This is a genomic window from Halonotius pteroides, from assembly GCF_003605635.1.
In the GTDB taxonomy this organism is placed as follows: Archaea; Halobacteriota; Halobacteria; order Halobacteriales; family Haloferacaceae; genus Halonotius; species Halonotius pteroides.
On record NZ_QMDW01000001.1, the window covers coordinates 1 to 24,599 of the forward strand.

Here is a 24,599-nt window from a genome sequence, read left to right on the forward strand (position 1 = left end):
GCACTCAAAAACTTAGAACCTCCAGAAGTCTTTACGTATCTATGTCCGTGATTATCATCTACAATCCTGAATCTGACTCAGGACAGCGGATCGCAGCGGCGGGTGCCGAAAGTTGGTACGAGCCGCTAGCCGATGAGGCCGTCAATCTCGGGCGAACTGATCCCGATCAAGATCCACTCGGCTATCGAACGCTGTTTATGATCGAACTGGCCTCACGATACTACGATGACGCATCCAATCTCACCGACCAGATTCTTCAAGAAAACCAACTGTACCCAGAAACAGCTTTATTAAGCCAGTTTGAAACTGGTTCCATTGATGCTGCAATTGCCTACCGAAACATGGCCGTCGAACGTGGGTATGAGTACATCGAGTTACCGGATCAGATCAATCTGAGTAATCCACAATATGTGGATGGCTGGTACGCTACAACGTCGTACACATTGCCAAGCGGGCAACAAATCCAGGGTGGGCTCATCAGCTACGGATCAACCATTCGGCACATGAGCGACGCTGCAGTGGCCGTATTCGATGGACATACAACCGGAAACTATCTTACAGATCACGGATTCATCCTACGCGAGCAGTTCCCTGTGTACACGGGTGACATCCCCCAGCCAATTAGAAGGATAACCGAGGATCAGTCTGATGATACCCGATCACAGCTCACCCGCTCGACAACCGTGCAGTCACCGGATATCACAGGAATAACGGTGCTAATTTGAATGGCGACACAGTCGAAATCCTCACCGTCAGAAACGAAGATAGCAGGGTTCGGCTGGCTCAGTGTTACTCTTCTCTTCGGTGGCGTGTTACTTGCGTACTATATCGTACCGGTAGGGTCGCTATTTCTCTCGGTACCACCAACAGAGGTTCTTGGGCGGATGAACAGTCCGATCATCGTGGATGCAGCGAAGACATCGGTACTCTCAGCGTCAATTAGCACACTCATAGCAACGGTTTTTGGGCTACCGCTCGCGTACTGGCTGGCACGAGCTGACGGAGCCGCACAAACGGCAGTACTTGGGATTGTGGTGCTCCCATTGGTACTGCCACCAGTCGTGGGTGGCATCGTGCTGTTAACGGTCTTCGGTTCAAGCTCGCCGCTTGGAGAAGCCGCTATTGCTGCTGGGTTCCCACTTACCCGGTCGCTGGCTGGAGTGATACTCGCACAGACGTTCGTCGCATCACCCTTCCTTGTAGTAACGGCGAAAGTGGCCTTCGAGCGGGTTGCCCAGACACTTGAGTATGCTTCGCGCTCACTCGGAAAAAGTCGCTGGCACACTGCTCGCAGAGTTACGATCCCATTAGCCGTGCCAGGCATTGTTGCCGGGGTGACGCTCACTTTCGCGCGGGCAATTGGTGAGTTCGGCGCGACAATGATGCTAGCATACTATCCCCGGACAATGCCTGTTCAAATCTGGGTCTCTTTTATCGAACTGGGGCTGGAAAATGCCTATCCCGTCGCCATTCTGCTTGTCGGTATCGCTGGTGTGACACTGCTGGTAATCAATATTATTGCGTCTAACCCGTGGGAATGACACTGAATCTATCCGATTTGAGCAAGACGTATGGTCAATTCAAGTTTGGCCCTTTCGATCTACGTGTTGAAGATGGAGTGCTCGCAGTCTTGGGGCCGTCTGGGAGTGGCAAAACAACGTTGCTTTCACTAATCGCTGGTATCACCGAGCCTGATTCAGGTTCAATCTGTCTCAACGGTCGGGAATTAGTTGGCCACCCACTCGAAAACCGGGATGTCGGGATGGTCTTTCAGGAGGGAGCCCTGTTTCCGCATATGACTGCCCGGGAAAATATCGCCTATGCGGCCACAACAGCAGCCCGTGTCGATGGACTCGCGGCGACACTCGAAATAGAAGATATTCTTAACAGGAGCCCACCAGTACTCTCGGGTGGTGAGTACCAGCGAGTTGCATTAGCACGAACACTCGCTACAGACCCGGCAGTCTTGCTCTTAGACGAACCGTTGTCAAGTCTGGATACACCTATTCGGCGGCGACTTCGAGACGAACTCCATAGTCTGTTCGAATCACTCGATATACCGATTCTCTATGTCACTCACGACCAGCGAACGGCGACTGCACTCGGTGACAGGATCGCTATTGTTCGGGATGGTATGCTCGAACAGGTTGGAGATTCGTCTACAGTAGTTGAACAGCCAGCGACTGAGTTCGTTGCGCGGTTTACCGGCAACGAGAACCTGTTCGAAGGGAGCGTGATTGAGCACTCTGAGCAAGGAGTAACCGTTCGAGTTGGCGATGTTGAATTACAGACAGCTACATCGAATATCGGACAGTCAGACATCACAGTCTGTATCCACCCGTCACGGGTAGAGATTAAACCATCCCGTGCTCCTGATGATGAGCAGATTATCAATACAATCACAGGGACAGTGACTCGATGGTTGAACGAAGGAAGTGAGTATCAGATAGAGATGGCCACCAGTTGGGGGTCTCCAGCCTTGACGGCGAGCGTTCATCCACCGGTATTCGAACGACTGACCATTGATACTGGTACCGAACTACAGATAATGATCCCTCCTAGTTCGATCCATTTGATGCCAAACCGGGGGTAGGCTCTGGATAATATTCCTTTGTGATTCCACGTTGACCGATAGTTCTCAGAAGGGGTTTTCCGCGTCCCCATCTGCAATTTCTTCAAGCGTTTCTCTGTCCATCGTCGCTACGATGTTGTCTGGCATTTCTGAAGGAAGTTTGTCGTAGAGTGACTGTGGGACACCATCTGGTGCCGTTTGATCTGTGTACCCTCCATCGGAAGCGGCTTGTTGAGTATCGTATTCTCCGGGGTCGGTGGGGTATTTTTTTCCATCCCAGTCGCCTTTCTCGGTGACGTTCACCAGATCGGTCGCTCCCGAATCATCAAGTTTGTCTGTGGCATCGGCTATATTTTCGATCTCTTCTTCTTGTCCTTCGATCTCCTCTGTTACTGTCTGGACTTCTTCGGCAGTCTGGGTCGCATTCTCCGCTAGCTCGTCCACCATCGAACTGACCTCCTCTGTGCTTTCTGCTTGATTCTCTGTTGCTTCTGCGATTTCTTCGGTTGAATTAGCGGCTTCAGACGCCTTGCCCTCGATTTGATCAAGCAGTTCGTCTGTTTGAGTAACCTTTGTTTCACCCTCGTTGACTAGCTGTTCGACCTGTTCTAGCCGTTCAGAAGCCTTTGTGATATCGTCTGTTACTGTCTCTAGAAGTTCCTCAATGTCACTCGCCTGATCTTGGGTGTCCTCAGCCAAATTCTTCACTTCATCGGCAACAACCTCAAACCCACTTCCGGCCTCGCCCGCTCGTGCCGCCTCTATGTTTGCGTTGAGTGCTAATATGTTAGTCTGGTCAGCGATATCATCAATTGTTTCAATGATCTGATCCATCTCACCAACTGCATCAACTAGATCTTCCATTTGTTCGGATAATTCCTCTTGAGCAGCAGATATCTCTGATAGTGTTTCAACAGATTCTGCTGCTTTATCCTTTCCGTCGTCGGTGAGTTCGGCTGCCTCCTCCGCCGTCTGGCGTGCTGTGTTACTTGAAGCAGCTATCTCTTCGACCGTTGCGCTGAGATTAGAAATTTCGCCAGCGACTGATTCTGTATCGTCAGCAAATTGGTTTGCAAGCGATTGGAGTTCTTCTGTGCTTTCTTTCGTTGACTCGAAAGAAACCCTGCTGTTTTTGATCGAGTCAACTGCTTGTTCTCGCAGCTGTTGACTTGCATCAATCTCGTCTCGAAGAGAACTGGTAAGCGACACTAGGTACGTGTCGTTTACCACCTGCATATCAAGATTTAGGATTTTGATGAATGAGGCGATATCTTCAACTGCACCGTATAGGTCATTAGTTGATATTGTGATCTCGTCGCCCGCCCCGGTTGAGTTGTTCTCAACAAACTCGTTCATTCGGGCTTCGACAACGGTCGCTGTCAGACCCCCAAACATCCCCGCAAAGTAGTGAAGCGGCATGTTGAGTTTGTCGTGAAGTTGCCCGATCCGAGTCCGGTGTTTGAAATGATCTACCCCGAAATCCCCGTTCACAACTGTCTGGAAGTATCCGCTGACAATCTGTTCTAGCTCATCGTTGGTGCGTGGAGAACGGTCAACTATCTCTTTTGTCTCAGGGGTCGTATAGATAGGTTCGAGGAACGCATCCACTAATTCAGCTTCGTATTTATTGACCAACGGTTTGGCGTCTCGAAGCCGTTGAGCGTCATCAGAATCAAAATCGATGAAGTCCTTTCTCCACTGAATCTCCTGAATGGTCAGTCCAATCTCTTGGGCAACCTCCTCAGCCGTCGAATCAGATCCAATCGATTGTCCGCCAACGATTGATGTATTCTTACTCCGATCAGACATTAGAATATATAGGGTGCTCTATCCACTTATGAGTGCTGGACTCATATGTATGATTTGATGGAGTTTGCTGAGGGGTATGTATTGGAAAAAACACTTTGAGTTCACAACTCAGTAGTTTTACTGTTGTTTGATTAGGATATTTTACTCGACAGACGTAGTCAAATTCGGATCTATGCCACTGTGTGAGCGTTGGTGAACCCTCCGTTGAGTTATCCGAATCACAGCAGCGTGGGCTGGAACTAATCAAGGAGACTGGCGGCATCCAGCAAAGCGAGTTCTGGAAGAACTTGATGTCTCATCACGTGCTGGAAGTCGGATCAGCCAATAAAAATCCACGCCAAAAACTCAATAAATAAATCGTATATTCAACAGCTGTTACAAAATACAACAATCAATTTTCCATCGACTCTCACAAAAACCTCTAACTGAGACTTTATTGTTCCCCATTCTAACACCGCACGGTGGCACGCAACCTCTATTCAGATCCGTACCCAATACTGTCTTGTGCATTCATCACAAGCCAAAGTGAGCAAGCAAGAGCGCCATGAAGCTGCAATTGACTTCATTGAGCAATGTTACGCTGAATGTGATCGTGAAGACGATGTTGATGAACGGCTTGAAGCAATCTGGCATGCGATCGGAAGAACGGGCCACTACACGCACACGTCTATGGAGCTTGAACACGGTGCAAAAATGGCGTGGCGAAACAGTAATCGATGTATTGGCCGCCATTTTTGGGACAGCCTGCGGGTACGAGACTGCCGAGAGGCGACCACCGCCGAAGCGGCCTATGACGAGCTGGTTTCACACATCACCACTGCAACCAACGATGGGAACATCGTGCCGACACTCTCGGTGTTTCCGGCAGCGGTTCAGGAAAACCCACGAGTTCGAATCTGGAATCAGCAACTGATCCGTTATGCTGGCTATGAAACGGATTCTGGTGTTGTCGGCGACCCCGACTCGGTGGCACTAACGAGCTACTGTCAGTCCCGCGGGTGGAGCGGTGAAGGCACGCCGTTTGATCTGCTACCACTCGTGATTCAGATCGGGGATAGAGAGCCTGAACTGTTTGAACTGCCTGATGAGATTGTGCTTGAGGTTCCACTTTCACATCCTGATTACGACTGGTTTGCTGAGCTGGGATTGCAGTGGTATGCAGTCCCGATCGTCTCTGATATGATCTTGGAAATAGGTGGCATTCGCTATCCTGCCGCGCCGTTCAACGGCTGGTATATGGGGACGGAGATCGGAAGCCGAGATCTCGGGGATACGGATCGATACGACATGCTTCCGGAGGTTGCGACACGGCTGGGGCTTGATACGACGACCGACAGATCGTTATGGAAAGACCAGGCACTGACTGTGCTCAACCGAGCCGTCTTGCACTCGTTCGATACGGAAGGGGTGCGGATCGTTGATCACCACACCGCAGCCGATCAGTTCAAACAATTTGAGTCTGATGAAGCGGCGGCCGGCCGCTCAGTGACTGGTGATAGATCTTGGCTCTTGCCCCCTAACGCATCCTCAACGGTACACATCTTCGACGAGGAGTACGATGAGACGGTTCGAACACCGAACTTCTTCTATCGAGATGATCCGTTGACAATGTAATTTATTACCATTATAGGCTGTCACTCGACATACAGGCATGGACAGTCGCACCTGTCTAGATTATGGGTTGAACAGGCACAGTACCACGCCATACACGGCGTGAATACGCGCCGTCACCCTGGGAAACGTATCACTATTCAGACACTTGCCCCAAATTTCATAGAGAAATAATCGACTCCTTATCAACTCAACGGTGAAAGAAGCACTCGCAGATCACCCGGTGTCAGCTGATTTCTGCGGATCTGTCAACGACAGAGCTGCCGAGCTGCTCAATGAGGCCGCCCAACGGGTCGAAGAGAACCAGGATTGCCACATGATCACTTTCTGGTAGTTAGAAGAGTATCTGCACAACGAGCAGCATCACGCTCGCAACGACTACCCAGCCAGTGAACACCACGACAATCGGTCTGTATCCCGTGTTTCGGAAATCAGCGAGTTGTATCTCAAGACCAAGCCCAGCAAACGCCAGAAGAAACGCCCAGTCTGAGAGATGCGAAAGCGATGTAAGCTGCCCACTCGTCAACAGTCCGGTGTTAGCAACAGCGATCATCCCAACAAATCCGAGTACAAACTTTGGGAAAGACCGCCAGAGAAACTTCCACTGAACAGTATGGCTAGGTGTGCTGTCGCCGTGCTTGGTTCCACCGGATGTTCCTGAGGAAGTCTTCTGAGCGTAGGAGAACGCATACACAACCGCAACGAACCCAATGAGAGAGTTCCGCGTAAGCTTCGCCAGAAGTGCCCACTGACCGGCAGTGTCGGAAAATGCGAAACCCGCAGCCGCAACAGGGCCGGTACTAAACATAGTCAGTCCGGCCCAGATGCCAAAGACGGTATTGGAGAGCTCAAGGGCGTGCCCGACGAGTGGATAAATAAATAGCGTCATCGCATCGAAGATAATGACAGTTGCCGCAGCGTATGCAATCCGGCTCTCGTCGGCAGTAATACTCTCGGCGACGGCGACAACAGCTGACACACCGCAGATCCCAGAGCCAGCGGCAAGCAACGATCCGGTCTCCTCGTGAATAGTGAAGACAACCCGTGCAAGGAACTCTATCAGGAGCGTGGTTGCGACGACAGTAGTGATGACCAATAAAATGATAACTGAACCAGCCTCAAAAATGCGGTCAAGTGCCACACTGGCCCCCATGACAACGATTCCGAGCTCGAGCCAGAGCGTATGCGTTTCAACCGCCGTCTGCGCCCACGCCGGAATCCCATACAGATTCCCGATCAACAGGCCGAGAAGAACGGTGATGATAAGATGGTTCACTGGAAGCACGGTGCTGAGGAGTCGGGCAGTGAGTCCAATCGCAAGCAGAAAGCCGAGCCCAGCGAAAACCCGGTAATTCACGCAGTCACCATGGGATCGGAACACCGATCATAACCGCTAGCAGGGCTACTCCCCCAAGGAGGACGGCTTGCCAACCATCGTCAATATTCTTCCACCACCCCAAGAGATGCTTATACGGGTCGCGGAGGTTACTCATACTGTTCAACTGTATCCTCTAAGTTGGTATGAGGATTTTGTTCTTGACAGACAGCGGTCGACACAGGGAGTGCGACGGAGTGTGGCGTGAACCGCCTCGGGGTCAAGTCCCGAGGCACTCCGCCTAGATACCAGCAGATATCCCAACGCTGCGGTACGGCAAGCCGCGTCGTTCACGGCAGGATTTCCTGCTTGATGGAGATGGTCGACCTCCGGGGCGGCGTCACCGTCTCGCTGTGTATGATCCTCGGATCGTCTTCACGACTGGGTTGTTATCGGGCGTTCTCAGTGTCGGCGGTGGTTTCATCCGAATGCCGGCGTTGTTCTGTCTCATCGGCGTCCCGATGCCGATCGCCGTCGGCACGAATCTCCTCGAGATCGTTTTTTCAGGCGGACTGGAGAGCCTCTTATACGCGCTTGACCGCAGGGTTGATCTCTCGATCGTCGTCCCGCTGTTGACCGGGAGCGCTTTCGGCGCGCGGATCGGCTCGGCGGCCATCAACATCGTCGACGAGAGGAAGTCAAGATCTACTCCGGGTTGATGCTGCTCGGCGGCGCGCTGGTGGTAGCGATCCGCGAGATCGGCAAGATCTACAAGCTGCTGATCCTCAACTGTGTGAGCCTTGTACTGATCCTTGGATCCGCGCTGCTGATCAGCGGGGCGGTGGTCTACAGCAGTATCACCGCACTGCGGGAAAAGAACCAGACCGCTTCGCCAACCGTGGAGTGAGGGTTCGACGGTGAAGTGGCGACGATGACAACCCATCGTTGACGACGGCGAAAGGGTGTCGACGACGGGTCATCGTTGACGACGGCGGAAGGGTGTCGACGACACCGGGCAGTCACGGGTACGCCGCCGCTCCTGATCGATTCGATCGAATGACGCCTTTGTGTATAGAATTGTATTTTGTTCACAACACTTTTGCTGCCACAGCGAGTAGTCTATGCCACGATGGTTGATTCAATGGCCGAGCAACTCCGGTCAGATATGCCGTGTGAGGATCTCTTGGCCTGTTTTCACGGCCTGAAGCCGCTCGATCGGGAGTGTTTTCAGGCGTTCGTGACGGCCGAGAAGCCGCTGACGGTCGATGAGGTCGCCGACGCTGTCGATCGGGAGCGGTCAACCGCCTACCGGTCGGTACAGCGACTGCTGCAGACCGGGTTCCTGGAGAAACAACAGATCAACTACGACGCCGGCGGCTACTACCACGTCTATGTCCCAACCGACCCTGCGGTGATTGCCGACGAGATGCAGCGACTCCTCAACGACTGGTATGCCCAGACCGGCCAACTGATCCAGGAGTTTGAGGAGACGTACGCTGACGCCACGCCGCCCACAGCCGAGATAGAATCCTGAACGTCCGACAGCGACAACCACGGGTGCACAACCTGGCCAACATAGTCCCCGACCCGCAACGAGACCGATCACAGACCCATGGATCCGCATATCGCTATCGTCGATGCCTCAATCGGCGAGACACCGGCCGAACGAAACTTGACCCGCGAGATCGACGCCGAGACAACGGTCTACAAGGCCAGCGAGGGCGAGCGGCCGCCGATGCCGGGGCAGCGCGATCGAGGCTACGACGCTGTCGTCATCAGTGGCTCCCAGACATCGGTCTACGACGATCACGACTGGATTCACGCGTTAACCGCGTGGACTCGCACCGCACAGCGGGCGGACGTGCCGATGCTCGGGGTGTGTTGGGGCCACCAGTTTCTTGCCCAGGCCTTTGGGGGGCGGATCGTCGATATGGGTGCGTATGAGATCGGCTACCGATCGATCGACCAGCGCGGCAACGACCCGCTGTTTGCCGGCATCGACTCGCCGATGACGGCGTTTGAGACCCATTCGGATCGCGTCGCTGAGTTGCCGGCCGGAGCCGTCGAGTTGGCACGCAACGACTATGGGGTACAGGCGTTCCGACTGGGGGCCAACTACGGGGTTCAGTTCCACCCGGAGTACGACCGCCAAACAGCCGAGTGGATCCTTGACTCAAAGAATCTCGACGAAGAAACACACGCGGACGCCGCCGCAACGGTCACCGACGACGCCATCGCCGCAGCCAGTGAGGCAGCCGGCGTGTTTAATGGCTTTCTCGACATCGTCGCCGACCACAGCCGCCGGCCTGGCCGGTCGCGGTAGTTACTAGACAGATTCAATCACGTTCGTCAGTTGGGCCGCGCTCTTGACGCCGACCAGACGCTCGGCCGGCTGTCCGTCGCTGAAGACGACCATCGTCGGGACACCCTGAACACCGTGCTGTTGGGCGAGTCGCTGATGGCGGTCGATATCGACTTTTGCGACGGCGGCGTCCGTCTCGGCGGCAACCTCCTCGACGATCGGTTCAAGCTGTTGACACGGGCCACACCAGTCCGCATAGAAGTCGACGAGGACGACAGTATGTCGGGCCGTTACCTCGTTGAAGTGGTCAACACCGTCAATATGGATCGGTGTCTCCGGAGCGGCGTCTGAACTCACATCGGTGTCGGCATCGCTCGACGGCTCGCCGTCTTGGAGGCTTTCCATCAGTTCCTGTCGCTTCTGTTCGCGGATCTCCTCGATCGAATCAGCGTCGCTCATCACCGTCGGATAGGGGTTCATCATATATTATGCTTGTGCTCAAAATATGCAAGATAGTTTTAGTGAGAAATAGCCAAACAGGTGCATAGCCGGATTTAAAGCCATAAAATGACTCAACGGCGAGGTCATACCGGATTAGTTGTGTGCGTCAACTGAAACACAGAGACTAAGTCAATCCGCGGTATTGCATAGTGTACGCATGTCTGGAGTCGCAATCATCGGTGGTGGCCCGGCTGGGTTGAGTGCAGCGATCTACACGGCGCGTGCCGACAAACGGACGCTCGTCTTCGATGACGGCGGCGGCACGACGCGGGATGTTAGCCGGATGGAGAACGTCTACGGCTTCCCTGATGGCGTCACCGGCCCGGAGTTGGTCGAGGTGGGCCAGGAACACGCCAAAAAGTACGGGGCCGAGCGGATCAGCGAGGAGGTCGTCCACATCGAACGCACCGACGACGGCTTCCGCGTCGAGACGACCGCCGACGAGTACGCTGTCGATGGGGTGATTCTGGCGACCGGTGCGGATTACGAACGCCCGGCGATCGCCGATGTCGAGGCCTATGAGGGCCAAGGCGTCTCCTACTGTGTGGAGTGTGACGCCTACTTCTACCGTGATCGGCCGGTTGCCGTCGTCGGCAACGGCAACTACGCCGCAACGGAAGCCCTGATGCTGCTGGATTACACCGACGATGTGTGGCTGCTTACCAACGGTGCCGACTTCAACGCTGATCCGGAGCTCCAAGCGAAGGTCGACGCCGCGGAGATCCCGGTTCGCACCGATCGACTCGATCAGCTGGTTGGCGACGACGGTCTAGAGGGGATTGTCACCACCGACGGCGAGACGATCGCTGTCGACGGGCTGTTTGTTGCCCTCGGGACGGCCGGCGGCACCGATCTCGCGGAGATGCTCGGCATCCCGGTCGACGGCGACGAGATCGTCACCGAGCCGGATCAGTTGACGACCGTCGACCGCGTGTATGCGGCCGGCGACGCCACCGGCGGCCACCAACAGATCGCAACCTCCGTCGGCGAAGGGGCCCGAGCCGCGATCAACCTCCTCGAGGCGTTCCGCGGGGCCGACTACGTCGATTACAAGAAGGTACCAGCCTGATTGAGTTGCTGCTGCGGGGCAGCCCTCTCACTCCGCGCGTGGGAGCGTCACAGCAAAAACCGCACCCTCAGGATCGTTGTCAGCGACCGACACAGAGCCGTCGTAGGCCGACACAAGCGTCTCGACCAGATAGAGGCCAAGACCAGTGCCAGCACTGTCCAGCCCGGTTTCACCCTTCCCGAAGATCTCTGCCTTGTGATCGTCGGGAACGCCGGGGCCGTTGTCCGCGACCTGCACGGCTTGCTGTTTGGATTCGGCGCTGGCGTCTTCTTGCATGTCGCCGTCGACCTGCTGCCGGAGTGTACCGCCGGCAGTGACACGTGCCCCGTCGACGCTGCAGGCGACGGCGACGCCCACCGTTTTCAGGATCGGCTGCGAACCCACGCCGCCGTGAGTTCACTCGGCGGGGCGGCAGCCGTCGTTGCTGCGTGGCTTGTCGTTGTCTAACCACCTGGACGGTCAGCGAGGCGCAGCAGGCTCGCCGGGGAACGCCTGTTCGCCGGCCTCGATGCGGACATCGAGCCAGTTTTCGGGCGGAATCATCGGACACTCGTAGGCGTGGTTGTAGGCACACGTCGGATTGTAGGCCGCGTTGAAATCGAGAATCCACCCGTCGTCGACGCGGTGGGTGTCGGGTTCGAGATCGAGATACCGACCGGCCCCGTAGGTCGTCTCGCCGCTCGTGGCGTCGCGGAACGGTACCCAGAGGTGGTCTGCCTCCCGATCCGGCCGGTAGGCCTGCAGGGTATACGTCTCACCGTCGAACTCGAAGCTGAACGCACCCCAGCGGAGATACGTCTGTTCGCCGTCGGCTGTCGTTTCGACGGTGACCGGTTCTTTTGTCTCGTGTTCCTCCAGCGGTAGCACGAAGCGATAGGCTGGATCGGGCTCGTAGTAGGCGAGGCCCGGAAACGCCGCGCCGCGCTGCTCATCGGGCAGTGGCGATCTCGGCGAGTTATTAAACTGATCGCGTTTGGCCTCGCGCTGCTGTCTGATGCTGTCGGCCCATCCCTCAGGCGGTGATTCTGCTTCCATACATCAATATTGTTTCTCTAACACAATAACGCTACTGGCAGTGAACCAGGATAGCCCGAGGCGGCTCCAGTGACGGCGGTTACTGTTCTGCTGTCACCGGTTCGGCGTCGGCTTCGTCGCTGTCTACCGCGGCCTCATAGCGGTAGTAGCCACCGGTGAGGCTGCTCGCCTCGATGCCGTGTTCCGCGAGGATTCGGGTCGCCATGTAGGAGCTTTTGCCGATCTTACAGTAGGTGAACACCTCGTCGTCGGGGTCGGCGTCGGCAGCCCACTCCCGGAGTTTGCCGAGCGGAACGTTCTCGTCGCCGTCGATCCAGCCCTGGGCCTCCCGCATTTCGGGTGGGCGAGTGTCGATGACGGTCGCGTCGTCCTCACGCGCGAGGAACTCATCGAGATGGACGATGTCGGCGACGCCCTCCACGACGTTTGCGCCGATCATCCCCAGCATGTTGACCGGGTCTTTGGCGGCCGAGTACGGCGGGGCGTACGCCAGATCGTAGTCCCGGATGTCGAAGACGGTGTCGTCGTGAGCGATAGCCGTCGCCAGCACGTCAGTTCGTTTGTCGACGCCGTCTTCGCCGATGGCCTGTGCGCCCAAAAGCGTCCCGTCGTCGGGATCGAAGAGGAGTTTGAACTGGATCTCGGTCGCGCCGGGGTAATACTCGGCATGATTCGGCTGGCTCGTGTAGACCGCCTCGTAGGCCTGTCCGCGCTCGTCGAGTGTCGCGGCGGTGTCGCCGACGGTGCCGACATCGAGGTCGAACACCTTAGCGATCGCCGTATCCAAGACGGGATCGAGCTGGTCGTCGTGGCCCGCGATATCGTTGGCCGCGACGCGACCCATGCGGTTGGCCGGGCCGCCGAGCGGTACCCACGCGTTCCCGTCGGCGCGAGCCGCTGGGGGCGCGACCGCGTCGCCGACCGCGTGGATCGACTCGACTGAGGTTTGCATCTGATCGTCGACAGTGATCGCGCCGCTGTCGTGGATCTCGACGCCGGCCGATTCGGCCAGTTCCGTCCGCGGGGTGACACCGGTAGCGACGACGACGAGATCGAAGGTGTGGTCGGTGTCGTCCATCGTGGCGACGACCGTCCCGTCGCCGGGTTCAGTCAGGTCGTCGACGCCGGTTTCCAGCCGAAGATCGATCCCTTCGTCGCGGAGGTGAGATTCGACCATCGCCGCCAGCTCCGGGCCGAGCGTGTTCGGCATCACCTGGTCGAGCAGCTCGGCGACGACCACGTCGTGGCCGGCCTCGTGGAGGTTCTCGGCGACTTCGAGCCCGATGTAACCGCCGCCGATGACGAGTGCGCGCTCGGCGTCGGCGACCCCTTCGCGGATCTCTGTCGCATCCGAAACGGTGCGGAGGGTGTGGCAGTGCTCCAGCTCGTCGAGGTCGAACATCGGTGGCACGAGCGGTTCGGCTCCCGTTGCGACAACGAGGTCGTCGTAAGCGATGGTCGTCGACTCACTGTCGGCGTCAACCACCGAGACGGTCTGTGCGTCCGGATCGATATCGGTCGCCGTGACACCAGTGCGGATATCAAGATCGAAGGCGGCACTCAACTGTTCAACGCCCATCACCGCGAGCTGTTCTTCGGGGACGGTGCCGCTCAGGTGATACGGCAGCCCACAGCTCGCATACGAGACGTGCTCGGCTTGTTCGAGAATCGTGATCTCAGCCACTTCATTAAGCCGTCGCAGTCGTGTCGCGGTACTCATTCCAGCGGCGTTGCCACCGACAATCAGGTACTGCTGTGCCATACTTGTGCCAATGTTGCAAGGCACATAAAGGTACAATCGCACTCCCATCTGGAGAGAAACCACACTGAGACCATCTAACTGCCGCTAACTGGTAGAATCATTTAGCAGATCAAACCACAATAATTCATTGGTCTTGAAGTATGCCGTTGGGATGAAACGGTCTTGCGATTCGTGAGGTAGTTCACTACCTCATCCTACTCAGCGGCTACTGCCGCTTCGTTGAGTGTGGGGCTCCCTGCTTCCACGACACGCTTTGCAGATACAGGTGTATCCACAGGGAGCGCAGTCTCCACGGCGTTGACGAATCGTGGAGCGATCCGTTCGCACACCAGAAATCTTCGATTTCTGTGGACGGTGTATCCTCTCCCTACTGCGCTACTCGGCCTCTGGCCTACGTTGCTTCTTCAGGGGGGGGGCTTACCGCCCAGAATTAGCTAAACTCAACGCGAATGCTGTCGTCGTCGGTGTTAACCTCACCAGCAGCTCCGAACTGCTGGAGTTCGGCGGTGACTGTCTCCCAGTCAGTAAGTTTGAGTTCGATCGTCATTGGAATCTTGGGATGTACTCTCAGACATACGTTGAAACCGCCATGAGGACGATAATACCCATCCCGATGGCTATCCACACTGGGCCGTTCGAACCGGTAGCAAGGGTCAGGACTGCCCAGCCGAGTCCGCCGAAGATGGTACTCTTCTGAAACCGAACGATTTGTTGTTGCCGGTGTGCGATCGCTTGTTGCCGTGACTCAAGTTGCGCCGGTGTGGGGTCGTTCTCGCCAGATCCGGCTGAGGGGTCATGATTACTGACATTGAATCCCGTATCAACTAATTGTTTGAGTGCATCGCTGGTCGAAAGATCGTGATTTTCTGCATATTCGGTGACGGCAGTCTTGGTTTCGCTGTCAAGGTGGTTCTCTGTTGGTTCCTGCGACACAGATCCAAATAGAGCCGAGAGTGTATCAACCCGCCGTATGACAAGTTAGCGTTCACCATTTCGCCGAGAGTCAAGATACCGTGATACGGCGGGTACACGTTAGAGCCCGACTCAACAGCCGGCGGACATGCCAATTCACCGAATCAAGTCACTCAAGCAACCTATGGGGAGGTTACTGACTACGACTTTGTTCTCATCCCAAATCTCCCGCTTGCGACGGCTCTCAATCAGCGGCTTGATGAACCACATTTCGGAGCCTTTGGGACGACGCCTCGCCAACTGGTCGGGACATTTGAGGCGGCAGATGATCGTAGGGAATCTGATCAGACACAGTATATTGCCTGACAACATGCGGGTTGTCGGAACTACTGATTCTTTTTATTTCAATAGCGGAACTGTATTGAGAGGCGAAGTGACTGCTTTCAGCAGGGACACCGGGGTCATATCGACCGACGGTTGGGTCGAGCAAGGTGGGACACGTAGTTTCGGGTTGCATCGCTGAGCCCAACCGGTTCTGGATGTAGACACCATTGGAGCACTTCCAAAGAGTCAACCAGCCGGTGGCTCGGGCGGTTGAACAAGACATTACCATCGACAGCGTACACCCGACCGTCTGTAACTGCCGTCATCTTTTCCCACCCCTGGCGTTGTTTGAGATCGTCGATCGCGTCTCTCGCTCGATCACGCTCGAATCCACAGGGCGTCACGACCAACACTTCTGGATCGTACTCTGTAATCTGCTCCCAGCTGACGGGTTCGGATGCGCCAGCAGGCTGAAACGAAGCGTCCCCGCCGGCTCGTTCGATCATCTCTGTAACCCAGTGGCCTGCTCGGATCGGTGGGTCAGTCCAATCGAGAACAGCCGTGCGGGGACGACCGTTCGTCCCAACTGCTGTTTCGGTAGTGGCCTCGATTTGTTCGGCCGTCGTTTGCAGCTCTGTAGTAAGCGTTGTAGCCGTCTCGGATTCGTTGATCGCGTCGCCAACGCGCTGAATGTCATCGATTACATCGGAAAATGAGTGTGGATCCAGCGTCAGCACATCCGGCTCGGTGTCCAGTTTTGTCACCGCGTCGTGTACCTGAGTAGCATCAACAGCACAGACATCGCAGGTTGCTTGGGTCACCACGAGATCGGGTTTGAGGGCAGCCAGCTGATCCAGATGTAGGTCGTAGACTGCGCCATCGACAGACTGCATCTGGGCATCAATCTCGTCGGCTGTGTGATCCTCGTAATCGATGACGGTAGACGTTATTGTTGGGATATCAGCAACCGCTTCCGGGTGGTCACAGCTATGAGAGACGCCAACAGGTTTGATTCCCAGTGCGAACAATATCTCCGTACAAGACGGTAAGAGGGAGACGACGCGCATGATTAGATCAGGGGGCCACGCGACAAAAGCTTCACTCGCCGAGGGTAGCTCATCTGAGCCGAAACGCCAACCACCGGTGGCAGCACTACAGTACCCGGTATCAATCACCGGTATCCCAGTATAATCGGTATTTGTTCACTGGGTCAGGTGAGAGCCTCAAACATATCCGAGTAGCTCACGCCGGTTAGTTCCTCACTGGTCTTCCACAACGTTTTCGCGTCTTCCTCGTCGTATGAGGCATCGTTGGAAGTTTGTAGTTCGGGAGCACCGCGCATATTCTTGAATCCGCTTGGGCCGTAGTAGTCGCCACCGCTTACGTCTTCACCTGTCGCTGCGTACAACAGCGGCAACACACCTCTTAGAGCTGACTGAGCGACGACAGCGTTGGCGACCTTCATCATCGCCAACCAGAGTCGTGATCCAGATTGCTCAGGGCCGCGGTACTGCAGATTCGTGGCTGCATACCCAGGGTGGCAGGCGACGCTGATCGTATCTGTGACCTCTGCTGTATTGAACCGTCGCTGTAACTCGTAGGCAAACAACAGGTTAGCCAGTTTGCTCTGACCGTAGGCTCCCCACCTACTGTAGGATTGTTCTCGGTGAAGGTCATCGAAGTCCATCGCTCCGGCCTCGTGTGCGCCACTAGAGTGGGTGACGACTCGGCTTTCGCCGTCGCTATCCACGAGCAGCTCCAGCAGGTGACCGGTCAGTGCGAAGTGACCGAGGTGATTCACTCCAAGCTGTTTCTCGAAGCCGTCTTCAGTTTCCTGTCGTGGGATCGCCATCACCCCGGCATTGTTGCAGAGGATGTCGAGCGTATCGTAGTCATCCGTGATGCCATCGGCGAAGGTTTCGATCGAATCGAGTGATGCAAGGTCACAGTCTCGAACGTTCAACGTCGCACCGGTGTCCCCAACATCGCTCTTGATGTCGGCCGCTGCCTCCCGTCCACGGTCGAGACTGCGACAGGCCATGATCACAGTTGTGCCCTTTGCCGCGAAAGCCTTCGTCGCCTCATAGCCAAGGCCGCTGTTGGCACCGGTGATGAGCACTATTTTGTCCGCACAATCCGGCATTTGGTCAGCAGTCCACGAAGTTGCCATGGGGATGCTACAGCGTCAGCAGGGAGAAATTTCACGACAATTCAGTGGCCGGCTTACACTTCCCAAAGATTTTGACGAACAGTATGGATACCGCTATCGTATTGTTGAGGTTCACGACAGCATGAAGCCCGTTCCTGTCGCCGATGATCCACTGCAAGCCCTGCAAGACGAGTTTGAGGAAGTACACAAGTCTGTCGACACACTTCGGACAGCGGCCCACGGTGAGGCACGTGAGTAGATGTACGCTGAGACTAACATCATCGTCAGTGGTTTTACTCATCCACTCTGTTCCTCAACTACTATACTACTCTAGACGGCCAAAGACGCTCGGGTGTCGCCACTCACAAAACAACAGACAACGGCGTGGTGTCATCCTAGCGTGGGTGATATGGTACTGTCGGCTTCACTGACGGTCACCCCTCTGCGTGTGCTGTCGACGCTGTCAGTGACGCCCGAATCCGATCGAAGGCCTCTGATTGCTCGTGCAAGACGAGCATCTTGCCGTGTGTCGGAATCAAAAAATGTCACGGCACCTTCTGAAAGTCCTTCGAGGGCTTCGGCGGCACGGTAATATTGCTTCCATGCGAGATTCTCGTCTCGATCGGCTTCCAGCAGTTGTTTCGGATTATCTTTCGGTCGCAGGCAGTACCCTTTCGGCATCTTTGTGCCCCATTTCGGGAGATTTCGTCATAATGCGACCACTCGGCGGGCGGCCACCGAGTCGGTGACACTACTAATATCGTCGCCAGCAGCCCGGGAGATGCGCTCGACGTGGCTCAGCTCATCGGCTGGTGTGGTGTGCATTTGTACGCTCGGTGGACTCACGCAACTCAGCTTCGAGTTGGAGGCGCAGCTCTGCTTCCCAGTCGTGTTCGGAGATCGATCCGGCGATCCGTCGACCAACCGGTAGGCCGTCGATACTCAACGTTGTGATCGGTTCCTTCTCGTCGGAACCGATGTCGATGTCGGGTTGGCCGACGAGGTCTACGTGACTGCCGGTGAGAAGGGGCACGAGGACGAGGGAATCGCTGCGGGGGACACCAACATGGCCGATCAAGCGACAAGGCCTGTTTAGGATTGCCGTGATGGATGCTGTGCCAATAATGGTGATATTTGTTTAACCAACATCGAGGAGGTTGAAATGCAGATTGTTGGTTAGCTTTGTGCAGGATCCGTAGGAGATATGGCTGTGTCTCGACAGAATACACGCAGCCAACTGCAGATTTATACTATGTCAGATCCAACAATTGTTATGTCTTTGCCAATCCAGATTGCTGTGGTACAACATAATCCCAAGGTTGGTGCTGTTTCTGGGAACTGTGCTCAAATCATCGAGGGATATTCGCAGGCTGCCAGTGCCGGTGCTGAGTTAGTTGTCACCCCTGAACTTGCCCTTCTCGGGTACCCGCCGCGTGACCTCCTCCACCGACAATCTGTGATTAAAGCTGAGCGGGCCGCTCTCAATGAACTACAATGTGCCACCGAAGATGGCCCTGCGCTCATTGCCGGACATACAGCCGATTCGACCCGAGAAAGCGGTCCGCCGCTGATGAACAGTGCCACCGCTTTTGTGGACGGAGAGGCCACTGTACGGTACGACAAGCGTCTGCTCCCGACATATGACATTTTTGACGAACACCGTTACTTCTCTCGGGGCAACAAACCACAAACCGTCGTAATAGATGGCGTGACGGTTGGTATCACAATCTGTGAGGATGCTTGGTACGACCACGAAGTGACCGGACAACAACGCCACGGAACGGATCCTGTCGCTGCATACGATGATGTTGATCTCCTTGTGAACTTGTCCGCAAGCCCGTACCGAGTAAACAAACCCTCCTCTCGTATCACCCGGTTTGGAAACCACGCTCAGAATACCAGCACGCCGGTGGTTTTCGCCAATCAAGTTGGTGGCAATGATGATATTCTGTTTGACGGCACGTCGGTGATTCTTGACGCCGTTGGTGCCACGGTCACCTCTGCGCCGGTTGGCAAACCCCACGTGCTGTTCAACTCATCTAATGTGGGGTCTCGAGAGTCGGTAGTGCCGCCTGAAACAACCCAACTTCGACGGATGCTTGAAGTTGGTATTCGGGATTACCTCCACAAGACCGGATTCAAAGATGTTGTGATCGGGTTATCAGGTGGTATTGACTCGTCGGTCACGGCCGCGCTTGCTGCCGAAGCTATTGGCCCCGAACACGTCTACGGTATCACCCTCCCAAGTGCCGTCACTGCGGATGAGAACCGCACAGATGCCGAACACGTCGCCCGTAACTTGGAAATACAGTTTGGTGAGGAGGAGATAGAATCACTCTCAAAAACCGCAATCGAGTCAATCGCTGGACTCACAGAAGGAGAGGCCACGAGGAGTATCACCCGTGAAAACGTACAAGCCAGAGTACGGGGTCTCTTGTTGATGGGTGTCGCAAACGACTCAGACGCACTTGTGCTAACCCCAGATAATAAAAGCGAAGCGGCGGTTGGCTACTGTACGCTGTATGGCGACGCAGTTGGTGCAGTGGCTCCGCTTGGGGACTGCACCAAACGCCGAGTGTACGCGCTTGCTGAATCGTTTAATTCAGATCCGCCACAGTGGATTGACTCAGCACCGATTCCGGACTCCATATTAGAGAAAGCACCGACCGCCGAACTGGCCGAAGGACAGACTGACGAAGACGAGATCCCCCCATACGATGCAGTTGACTCTGTGGTCAGGCAATATGTTGATAATAAAAACTCTGTAGAGGAAATCATCAACGAAACCGACGCGACACGGGAGCAAATCAAAACGGTGGTTCAACGTCTTACCCGGTCAGAATTTAAACGGGAGCAAACGCCGCCTGCTCTCCGGGTCACAACAAAGGCGTTCGATAGCGGGTGGCGTTATCCGATTGCGGCGTCCTATGCTGAGGTCATTGGAAGCGACTCTATGAACCAATCGTAGTGCAGTGTAGAAGGCATGTGATTTCTCTGTGTTACCGCTGTCGACCGTCTATCACTCTGACGGTGGCCGGCGTACTGAACGTCAGGGTTCAAGTCCGAGCCGCCCCATCAGTGATATGAGATGGATCGCGACGAAACGGGTGATAACCAGGGTTCCACCGCCGAGACGACGGTTCCGATCGCGGCGGACGTTCCTCGACCGGCGGATATCTGCGATAACGCCGATGCGACGGGGACTGTCGTGTGGCATCGTAAACACCTGCGAGTTGACGACCACCTGGCAGTCGCCCGGGCCGCCGAGGCGGATGTCGTCTGCCCGCTGTTTGTGTTCGACCCGTCATTTTACGCCGACGGTGGCCTGGCGTGTGATGCCCGACTTCGGTTTTTTCACGAGGCCGTCGCAAGCCTTGACAGGCTGTACGCGGCGGTGCCAGGGTCGACGGCCACCCGACCAGCACCCGACTCCCACCGGCAGGTCACATCGATCGGTGTGCAGCCTGACGCGGGCGACGAGGGCTCGCTTGCGGGGGCTGACGACACCGGGCTGACGATCGGCTACGGCGATCCGGTGGCCGCACTCTCCCGGTTTGTCGATGCCGGCTGGGAGGTGGTGACGATGGCGACGCCGACGAGTCGGTACGGCAAACAACGGGATGAACGCGTCCGCGACACCTGTGGGGACGCGATCACGTTTGTCTCCGGCGACGGCCTCGTTCGCGACCGCGAGTGGTCAAGACGCGGCTGGCAGGATCATATCAAGGAGTGGCTCACCGCGACACAGCACTCACCCGACTGGGACGGAGCCGACACCGTTCGAGTTGGTATCGATACCGGGGTCACACCGGCAGCCGTTGATCGCATGTTCGATGTTACGCCAGCAAAACGGAAGGTACCGACCGGGACGCATCAGGATGCTGTAGAACGGCTTGACTCCTTTCTCGACCGGATCAGAGCATATCCCGAACATATCTCGGCCCCACAGAGGGCACGGGTAGGCGCGAGCGGGCTGTCACCGTTTCTCAACTTTGGGCTGCTCTCGATACGACAGGTACACCAAGCGGTCACCGAGCGTGCGCCGTCGTGTCGAGGTCGTGAGATGTTCACCGACCGGCTGGTCTGGAATCTCCACTACAACCAGAAGCTTGTTGACTGGCCCGGATGGACCGATACAGCGGTCAACCCTGTTTTCGAGGGGTACAACGAGGATCGACACGATCCCGAGTTGGTTCAAGCCTGGAAGCGCGGGGAAACCGGTTTTCCGATGGTCGATGCCTCAATGCGCTGTCTCGCGGGGTCAGGCTGGCTGAACTTCCGGATGCGTGCGATGTGTGCGTCGTTTTTTGCGCATGTGTTACACCAGCCGTGGTGGATCGGTGCCGACTGGTATCATCACCACCTCATCGACAGCGATGTCGGCATCAACTACACACAGTGGCAGAGCCAAGCTGGGCTTATCGGCAAGCCGGCCCAGCGAGTGTATAACCCACGGAAACAGGTTCAAGATCAGGATCCAGACGGCGAGTGGATCACCGAGTGGGTTCCGGAGCTGTCGCCGCTGCCGAGTCAGTTCCTTTCTCGCCCCGAGCGGGCACCGCTCAATGTTCAGACGGACTGTGGGGTTGTTATCGGGGACACATACCCGCGGCCAGTCGTCGACTTTGAGGCCCGCCGAGAAACATTTTGGTCGCGGTATGAGCGTGATCGCCCGGAGGCCGCCGCCCGGCTTGCACAGCCGGAGATCGCCAAGCGAGCCTCCTTTTCAGGGGGATACGATGCGGCGAAGGCGATCGCAAAAAAACACGGCCGTGATGCCGAGTCGCCACCCCAAGACGTTCAGGCCTCGCTGTCGGACGTTGTCAACGCCGATCGAGAGACGACCGGTATGCGTCGACCCGCACAAGCCGAAACGAATCCCAACAGCGGGGGTGACGACGGGGTCGATGAATCAACAGTACCAACGGGTGTCGGTCGGCATCAGGGCGCGCCCTCGCCCGACGACCATGCGGCTGTCCCCGACGGTGACGATACCGATGACTCTGACAGAGCATCGTTGGACGACTCAACTGACGAGGCTGAACAGACGACGTTTGAGGGGTTCAACGGCTAGTGTTAATTTTCATCAACGATATCGATCGTATCGGTCATCTCTCTTGTGCGGCTCCGGGCGGTGTCGGTGTCCGTGGCTGTCGCTAAGGCAACACCCATTTGTCGACCGGCGTATGACTTTGGCTTCCCGAATAGTCGTAGGTCGGCTTCAGGCGTCGATAACGCCGCGTCAACCCCGAGGAAGCCAGGACTGTCGAGTGGCTCGTCAGCGACCAGTGCCGTGCTCGCGCCGGGGCGTTCAACACTGACATCAGGGATCGGAAGCCCGAGAATCGGGCGCAGGTGGAGATCAAACTGACTGTATCGGATCGACTCAATGAGTTACGGTGGGGGATTAGGCATCCGAACCATCCCTTTGAGGAGAATATCAAGGCTATTGAGGTCGGAAGGTACGACATCTGTGTTGGTACAGCTATCGAGCACGCCATGTATATCGATCGACACGCGGCAACGACAATTCTTGAAGATCCCTTTGAGGCGGATCTCGTCGCTGACCCGGCCCAGTTGCTCCAAGCTATCGGCGGAATCGATCGTCAGTATACCCCTGATACGAGTGATCACTGGAACTGGGAGACGCTGTTACCCGAATTCGACGAGGAGGGCTTTGACTAGGATCCCGCGGTTCGAGATCGCCTTCGGACTCTCGTCGTCGACTGTGAGCTCGCCAAACAACTCCCTGCCGATAGGGATTTACTGATATCGTCCCGTGGCGGCCGGCAGAGCAATCCCGTTTGTACTATGTGTAAAAACAATATATTTTGCTCGTGGAAAGGAATATATGGTTTCTACTCATACGTGGAGGTATGACAGCACAGAGTCGTCGTGACGGCCCACCACCATTTGACCGACCGTTCGAAGCGGCAAATACCAAGCAGCGCGTATATGGTGCGATATTACACGCCCGAGAACCGACGACGGTGGCCGAGATCGCTACCCGGGCGGACTGTTCCGAAGAGTCCGCACGGACACACTTAGCGTTCTATGCTGATCTCGGCATCGTCATCCAACACGAGGGACGACCAGTGCGGTATGAGCGCAACGACGAATACTTTGAATGGCGGCGGGTAAATGAACTGGCCCGGAAGAAGACGGTTGAGGAGCTACAAACACGTGTTTCAGAACTCACCGATCGGCTTGAAGAGTACCGAGCTGAGTACGACGTCGACTCACCAGCGATGGTCGATGTCCTCGAATTTGACGCGTCACGCGTCGACGACGTGTATACTGACCTCGGTGATTGGGCGACTGTAATGGAAAAACGAGAGTTGCACGAGCGCGCGCGTAAAAAGGCAGCCAGCTCCACGGCGTCGTCAGTTAGCTGAGGATGGCTCCGGTAGACGACGGTGTAAGTCCTGCGCCGATAGATCGGTCAGTGTTAGAACTGATTCAGTCGCGACTCGCCAACACTCGGCTCGTCGAATCAGCCGACCTCGTTGCTGACGGAAACCTCTCTCTTCGAATCGTGTTATCTGGTGAGTATTACCCAAGTGAAGTCGCAGCACGAGTGGAGATTCGCTGGTACCGGAATGATGATGTCAACGTACTGTATCGGGAGCAAAGACAAGAGGAGACGTGGATATGTCGTTGGGATCGCCATCCAAACCCCCACAATTCACGGGATCACTTCCATCCACCACCAGCCGCCAGTCAGGCTGACGCGCAAGATGAACAGTGGCCAGACGATCATCGAGACGTATGCCAGCTAACGCTTGATTATATTGAAGACCGCATTGAGACGTTGTGGGAACAACGTCACTGAGGTGCGCGTTATTTCGCGGCAGCATTCTCCGCATTTTGTAGAAATTTCATTCGAGAGTTGAAGATATGAAAGAAGGGCGGTTTGCCCGTAGATCTCATTATCTATGCTTGTATCGAGCTTGGAACTGTCTTACTCACCCCATGAGGATGATCCCACTGGACATGCCGCTGGCTATCAACCATCGTCGAGAGAATACACCCATCATCGTGGAAGTCATCCAGATGCTTCGAAACTACACTGCTATGGAGGTTGACTTCTGAGGCCAACTCCTGTTGGGCAACCCACTGGGCCGATCGATCGTAGAGGTATTCACCCAAAGCCCGCTTGCTGTGATTGATCGTGCGCATGCGAGGAATGTAGCAGCCACAAGAAGGCGACAGATCCAGCCCCGATGCTCCGCTGAAAC

At 56.0% G+C, this 24,599-nt stretch carries 23 protein-coding genes and 3 pseudogenes; 14 read left to right on the forward strand and 12 right to left on the reverse strand.

Going from position 1 to position 24,599, the window contains the following annotated elements:
- From DP106_RS00005 to DP106_RS00015, 3 genes are all read left to right on the forward strand, one after another.
- Positions 1–725 (forward strand): substrate-binding domain-containing protein (locus DP106_RS00005; RefSeq protein ID WP_165857774.1); only part of this gene is annotated, 725 nt, incomplete at its 5' end.
- Positions 726–1,541 (forward strand): ABC transporter permease, encoded by an 816-nt coding sequence (locus DP106_RS00010; protein ID WP_120082450.1) that lies wholly within the window; start codon positions 726–728, stop codon positions 1,539–1,541.
- Positions 1,538–2,593, forward strand: a complete 1,056-nt coding sequence (locus tag DP106_RS00015) for an ABC transporter ATP-binding protein (protein WP_120082451.1) — start codon at positions 1,538–1,540, stop codon at positions 2,591–2,593. Before DP106_RS00010 ends, DP106_RS00015 begins: the two co-directional genes overlap by 4 nt.
- A gap of 45 nt (positions 2,594–2,638) precedes the next feature.
- On the opposite strand, the gene DP106_RS00020 is transcribed toward DP106_RS00015, so the two are convergent.
- A complete protein-coding gene (locus DP106_RS00020; RefSeq protein ID WP_120082456.1) occupies positions 2,639–4,381 on the reverse strand; it encodes a globin-coupled sensor protein in 1,743 nt (580 codons plus the stop codon).
- A 182-nt stretch (positions 4,382–4,563) separates the two neighbouring features.
- Here DP106_RS00020 and DP106_RS15665 point away from each other — a divergent pair.
- Both DP106_RS15665 and DP106_RS00025 read left to right on the forward strand, forming a co-directional pair.
- A pseudogene (locus tag DP106_RS15665) lies at positions 4,564–4,700 on the forward strand (helix-turn-helix transcriptional regulator); the annotation flags it as partial.
- 185 nt (positions 4,701–4,885) lie between these two features.
- Positions 4,886–5,995, forward strand: coding sequence for a nitric oxide synthase oxygenase (locus tag DP106_RS00025; protein ID WP_205738854.1), 1,110 nt, complete (start codon positions 4,886–4,888; stop codon positions 5,993–5,995).
- 331 nt (positions 5,996–6,326) lie between these two features.
- Here DP106_RS00025 and DP106_RS00035 read toward each other — a convergent pair whose 3' ends face one another.
- The gene (locus tag DP106_RS00035) at positions 6,327–7,349 is read right to left on the reverse strand and encodes a YeiH family protein (RefSeq protein WP_120082459.1); all 1,023 of its coding nucleotides are present in this window, start codon (positions 7,347–7,349) and stop codon (positions 6,327–6,329) included.
- A 327-nt stretch (positions 7,350–7,676) separates the two neighbouring features.
- Between DP106_RS00035 and DP106_RS16450 the strand changes: the two are divergent.
- From DP106_RS16450 to DP106_RS00050, 3 genes and pseudogenes are all read left to right on the forward strand, one after another.
- A pseudogene (locus DP106_RS16450) lies at positions 7,677–8,214 on the forward strand (TSUP family transporter); the annotation flags it as partial.
- 222 nt (positions 8,215–8,436) lie between these two features.
- On the forward strand, positions 8,437–8,841 hold the full coding sequence (locus tag DP106_RS00045) for a helix-turn-helix domain-containing protein (protein ID WP_120082461.1): 405 nt from the start codon (positions 8,437–8,439) through the stop codon (positions 8,839–8,841).
- A gap of 78 nt (positions 8,842–8,919) precedes the next feature.
- Positions 8,920–9,630: a type 1 glutamine amidotransferase gene (locus DP106_RS00050; protein WP_120082462.1), complete on the forward strand. Its 711-nt coding sequence runs from the start codon at positions 8,920–8,922 to the stop codon at positions 9,628–9,630.
- Between the two features lie 3 nt (positions 9,631–9,633).
- Here the strand turns inward: DP106_RS00050 and trxA are convergent, their stop codons facing one another.
- Entirely contained in the window at positions 9,634–10,068 is a 435-nt protein-coding gene (trxA, locus tag DP106_RS00055; RefSeq protein ID WP_120082463.1) for a thioredoxin, read from the reverse strand.
- 199 nt (positions 10,069–10,267) lie between these two features.
- Between trxA and DP106_RS00060 the strand changes: the two genes are divergently transcribed.
- The gene (locus tag DP106_RS00060) at positions 10,268–11,179 is read left to right on the forward strand and encodes an NAD(P)/FAD-dependent oxidoreductase (protein WP_120082464.1); all 912 of its coding nucleotides are present in this window, start codon (positions 10,268–10,270) and stop codon (positions 11,177–11,179) included.
- Positions 11,180–11,206: 27 nt separating this feature from the next.
- On the opposite strand, the pseudogene DP106_RS00065 reads toward DP106_RS00060, so the two are convergent.
- Positions 11,207–11,416 (reverse strand): annotated as a pseudogene (locus DP106_RS00065) (ATP-binding protein); the annotation flags it as partial.
- Positions 11,417–11,449: 33 nt separating this feature from the next.
- On the opposite strand from DP106_RS00065, the gene DP106_RS00070 reads away from it, so the two are divergent.
- Positions 11,450–11,626 (forward strand): hypothetical protein, encoded by a 177-nt coding sequence (locus DP106_RS00070; protein ID WP_240625287.1) that lies wholly within the window; start codon positions 11,450–11,452, stop codon positions 11,624–11,626.
- Positions 11,627–11,638: 12 nt separating this feature from the next.
- Here DP106_RS00070 and DP106_RS00075 read toward each other — a convergent pair whose 3' ends face one another.
- The 7 genes from DP106_RS00075 to DP106_RS00110 all read right to left on the reverse strand — a co-directional run bounded on the left by DP106_RS00075 (position 11,639) and on the right by DP106_RS00110 (position 18,394).
- Positions 11,639–12,214 carry a DUF1684 domain-containing protein gene (locus DP106_RS00075; RefSeq protein ID WP_120082465.1) on the reverse strand — a complete coding sequence of 192 codons (576 nt, stop codon included), beginning with the start codon at positions 12,212–12,214 and terminating at the stop codon, positions 11,639–11,641.
- 79 nt (positions 12,215–12,293) lie between these two features.
- The gene (locus DP106_RS00080; RefSeq protein ID WP_165857776.1) at positions 12,294–13,976 is read right to left on the reverse strand and encodes an FAD-dependent oxidoreductase; all 1,683 of its coding nucleotides are present in this window, start codon (positions 13,974–13,976) and stop codon (positions 12,294–12,296) included.
- A 567-nt stretch (positions 13,977–14,543) separates the two neighbouring features.
- Positions 14,544–14,909, reverse strand: coding sequence for a hypothetical protein (locus DP106_RS00085; RefSeq protein WP_120082468.1), 366 nt, complete (start codon positions 14,907–14,909; stop codon positions 14,544–14,546).
- 440 nt (positions 14,910–15,349) lie between these two features.
- The gene (locus tag DP106_RS00095; protein WP_120082470.1) at positions 15,350–16,279 is read right to left on the reverse strand and encodes an ABC transporter substrate-binding protein; all 930 of its coding nucleotides are present in this window, start codon (positions 16,277–16,279) and stop codon (positions 15,350–15,352) included.
- A 143-nt stretch (positions 16,280–16,422) separates the two neighbouring features.
- The gene (locus tag DP106_RS00100) at positions 16,423–17,382 is read right to left on the reverse strand and encodes an oxidoreductase (RefSeq protein WP_120082471.1); all 960 of its coding nucleotides are present in this window, start codon (positions 17,380–17,382) and stop codon (positions 16,423–16,425) included.
- Positions 17,383–17,751: 369 nt separating this feature from the next.
- The gene (locus DP106_RS15455; protein WP_133305068.1) at positions 17,752–18,042 is read right to left on the reverse strand and encodes a hypothetical protein; all 291 of its coding nucleotides are present in this window, start codon (positions 18,040–18,042) and stop codon (positions 17,752–17,754) included.
- Positions 18,043–18,163: 121 nt separating this feature from the next.
- Positions 18,164–18,394: a hypothetical protein gene (locus DP106_RS00110; protein ID WP_133305069.1), complete on the reverse strand. Its 231-nt coding sequence runs from the start codon at positions 18,392–18,394 to the stop codon at positions 18,164–18,166.
- Between the two features lie 219 nt (positions 18,395–18,613).
- Here DP106_RS00110 and DP106_RS00115 point away from each other — a divergent pair, with 219 nt between their 5' ends.
- On the forward strand, positions 18,614–20,329 hold the full coding sequence (locus DP106_RS00115; RefSeq protein ID WP_240625289.1) for an NAD+ synthase: 1,716 nt from the start codon (positions 18,614–18,616) through the stop codon (positions 20,327–20,329).
- A gap of 120 nt (positions 20,330–20,449) precedes the next feature.
- Entirely contained in the window at positions 20,450–22,435 is a 1,986-nt protein-coding gene (locus tag DP106_RS00120; protein ID WP_120082475.1) for a cryptochrome/deoxyribodipyrimidine photo-lyase family protein, read from the forward strand.
- Between the two features lie 2 nt (positions 22,436–22,437).
- On the opposite strand, the gene DP106_RS16490 is transcribed toward DP106_RS00120, so the two are convergent.
- Positions 22,438–22,752: a hypothetical protein gene (locus DP106_RS16490; protein WP_342764413.1), complete on the reverse strand. Its 315-nt coding sequence runs from the start codon at positions 22,750–22,752 to the stop codon at positions 22,438–22,440.
- Between DP106_RS16490 and DP106_RS00130 the strand changes: the two genes are divergently transcribed.
- Entirely contained in the window at positions 22,717–23,046 is a 330-nt protein-coding gene (locus tag DP106_RS00130; protein WP_120082476.1) for a hypothetical protein, read from the forward strand. The two genes, DP106_RS16490 and DP106_RS00130, sit on opposite strands and share 36 nt — an antisense overlap.
- A gap of 191 nt (positions 23,047–23,237) precedes the next feature.
- The gene (locus DP106_RS00135) at positions 23,238–23,756 is read left to right on the forward strand and encodes a DUF7342 family protein (protein ID WP_120082477.1); all 519 of its coding nucleotides are present in this window, start codon (positions 23,238–23,240) and stop codon (positions 23,754–23,756) included.
- The last annotated feature ends 843 nt before the right edge of the window (positions 23,757–24,599 follow it).

What these genes read in the sequence shown, in the direction of transcription:
- DP106_RS00010 (WP_120082450.1), top strand. Translation starts at nt 726, where the DNA reads ATGGCGACACAGTCGAAATCCTCACCGTCAGAAACGAAGATAGCAGGG.
- DP106_RS00015 (WP_120082451.1), top strand. Translation starts at nt 1,538, where the DNA reads ATGACACTGAATCTATCCGATTTGAGCAAGACGTATGGTCAATTCAAG.
- DP106_RS00020 (WP_120082456.1), bottom strand. Translation starts at nt 4,381, where the DNA reads ATGTCTGATCGGAGTAAGAATACATCAATCGTTGGCGGACAATCGATT.
- DP106_RS00045 (WP_120082461.1), top strand. Translation starts at nt 8,437, where the DNA reads ATGGTTGATTCAATGGCCGAGCAACTCCGGTCAGATATGCCGTGTGAG.
- DP106_RS00050 (WP_120082462.1), top strand. Translation starts at nt 8,920, where the DNA reads ATGGATCCGCATATCGCTATCGTCGATGCCTCAATCGGCGAGACACCG.
- trxA (WP_120082463.1), bottom strand. Translation starts at nt 10,068, where the DNA reads ATGAGCGACGCTGATTCGATCGAGGAGATCCGCGAACAGAAGCGACAG.
- DP106_RS00060 (WP_120082464.1), top strand. Translation starts at nt 10,268, where the DNA reads ATGTCTGGAGTCGCAATCATCGGTGGTGGCCCGGCTGGGTTGAGTGCA.
- DP106_RS00075 (WP_120082465.1), bottom strand. Translation starts at nt 12,214, where the DNA reads ATGGAAGCAGAATCACCGCCTGAGGGATGGGCCGACAGCATCAGACAG.
- DP106_RS00080 (WP_165857776.1), bottom strand. Translation starts at nt 13,976, where the DNA reads ATGGCACAGCAGTACCTGATTGTCGGTGGCAACGCCGCTGGAATGAGT.
- DP106_RS00095 (WP_120082470.1), bottom strand. Translation starts at nt 16,279, where the DNA reads ATGCGCGTCGTCTCCCTCTTACCGTCTTGTACGGAGATATTGTTCGCA.
- DP106_RS00100 (WP_120082471.1), bottom strand. Translation starts at nt 17,382, where the DNA reads ATGGCAACTTCGTGGACTGCTGACCAAATGCCGGATTGTGCGGACAAA.
- DP106_RS15455 (WP_133305068.1), bottom strand. Translation starts at nt 18,042, where the DNA reads ATGCCGAAAGGGTACTGCCTGCGACCGAAAGATAATCCGAAACAACTG.
- DP106_RS00115 (WP_240625289.1), top strand. Translation starts at nt 18,614, where the DNA reads ATGTCAGATCCAACAATTGTTATGTCTTTGCCAATCCAGATTGCTGTG.
- DP106_RS00120 (WP_120082475.1), top strand. Translation starts at nt 20,450, where the DNA reads ATGGATCGCGACGAAACGGGTGATAACCAGGGTTCCACCGCCGAGACG.
- DP106_RS00135 (WP_120082477.1), top strand. Translation starts at nt 23,238, where the DNA reads ATGACAGCACAGAGTCGTCGTGACGGCCCACCACCATTTGACCGACCG.